General features: G+C 63.0%; 1 protein-coding gene. It reads left to right on the forward strand.

What is annotated here, in order from left to right; genetic code table 11:
* The coding region (locus tag AB4Y32_RS40300; protein ID WP_368726560.1) for an IS110 family transposase at positions 1-986 on the forward strand (986 nt) is incomplete at its 5' end.
* Between the last annotated feature and the right edge of the window lie 403 nt (positions 987-1,389).

The following is a 1,389-nucleotide window of genomic DNA, read 5'->3' on the forward strand; positions in this document are numbered from 1 at the left end:
CGGCGATTGCAAAGGCCAAAGCGCGCTGTCATCTGGCCACCGATGCCCCGGTGCGCAGCTGCTATGAAGCCGGGCGTGACGGCTTCTGGCTGCACCGCTGCCTGGAAGCACATCAGATCACGAACCTGGTGGTCGATTCAGCCAGTATCGAAGTCAACCGGCGCAGACGTCGCGCCAAGACCGACCGTCTCGATAGCGACAAGCTGCTGTCGATGCTGATGCGCTACTACGGTGGTGAGCGCCGGGTTTGGGCGGTCGCACGTATCCCCACCCCCGAACAGGAAGATGAGCGGCGGATACACCGTGAACTCGATCGCCTCCGGCAGGAGCGCACTGCCCATAGCAACCGCATCCGCTCGCTGCTGGTCCTCCACAACCTGCGGCCCGAGCGAATCGGTGGCCGCGCGTGGGCGCACTGGTGGGCGCAGCACACCACACAGCTGTTGCCAGCCCTGCGCGCCGAGATCGAACGCGAATTCGAACGGCTGTTGCTCGCTGCCAGGCAGATCACGGCGCTCGAGGTACAGCAGCAGCGCGAGGTGCGCAGCGGTGCGCAACCCGCGATTGCGCGGCTCGCCCGCCTTGCGGGTATCGGCACCGGCAGTGCCTGGGTCCTGATCAGGGAACTGTTCGGTTGGCGGCACTTTCACAACCGCCGTGAAGTGGCCGGCTGCCTGGGCCTGGCCCCGACGCCCTATACCAGCGGCACCAGTGAAGTTGAGCAGGGCATCAGCAAGATCGGCAACAAGCGAGCGCGATGGCTGATGGTTGAACTGGCGTGGAGCTGGTTGCGCTTCCAGCGCAGCAGCCAGCTAAGCGACTGGTTCAACGAGCGCTTTGCAGGCGGCGGCAAGCGTATGCGACGCATCGGCATTGTGGCACTTGCCAGACGTCTGGCGGTCGCGCTATGGCGCTATCTGGAATTCGGTGAGATTCCCCTCGGAGCAACCCTCAAGCCACCTGCGAAGAACGTGGCAGCGACCTGAGTAGACAACGTCGAGCGGCAACAGCGTTTGAAGGTTCGGCGCGCCCGGACAGTAAGCGGGTTACCTTCGCAGGCAACCGTAGTTCTAGATGGGGCGCGTTCATAATGGGGTAGTTCCAGCGCCTTGCGCATGCGGTATGTGGTGCCCGGTCTCGTGCCAGCACGGATAGAAGTTGGTCCGGTCAAGTGTCCGGACTTCAGACACCCCGACCTCACTGCTGTTCTCGCTTGATATGGAGGATTGCAAAACATCTGATCGGCCAGGTTATCCACCGCCGGCCAGCGTCGTGGTCGTAGCAGGCGACCCGCCGGCCGGCCGTGGATAACCTGGCCGCACTCTCGAATGGGAGATAACTAACGGAAAAACGGATCGCGAAAGGGCTTGACTTCCATTGCCCCATAGA

It is taken from the genome of Paraburkholderia phymatum (assembly GCF_040965635.1).
GTDB classification, from domain to species: Bacteria; Pseudomonadota; Gammaproteobacteria; order Burkholderiales; family Burkholderiaceae; genus Paraburkholderia; species Paraburkholderia phymatum_B.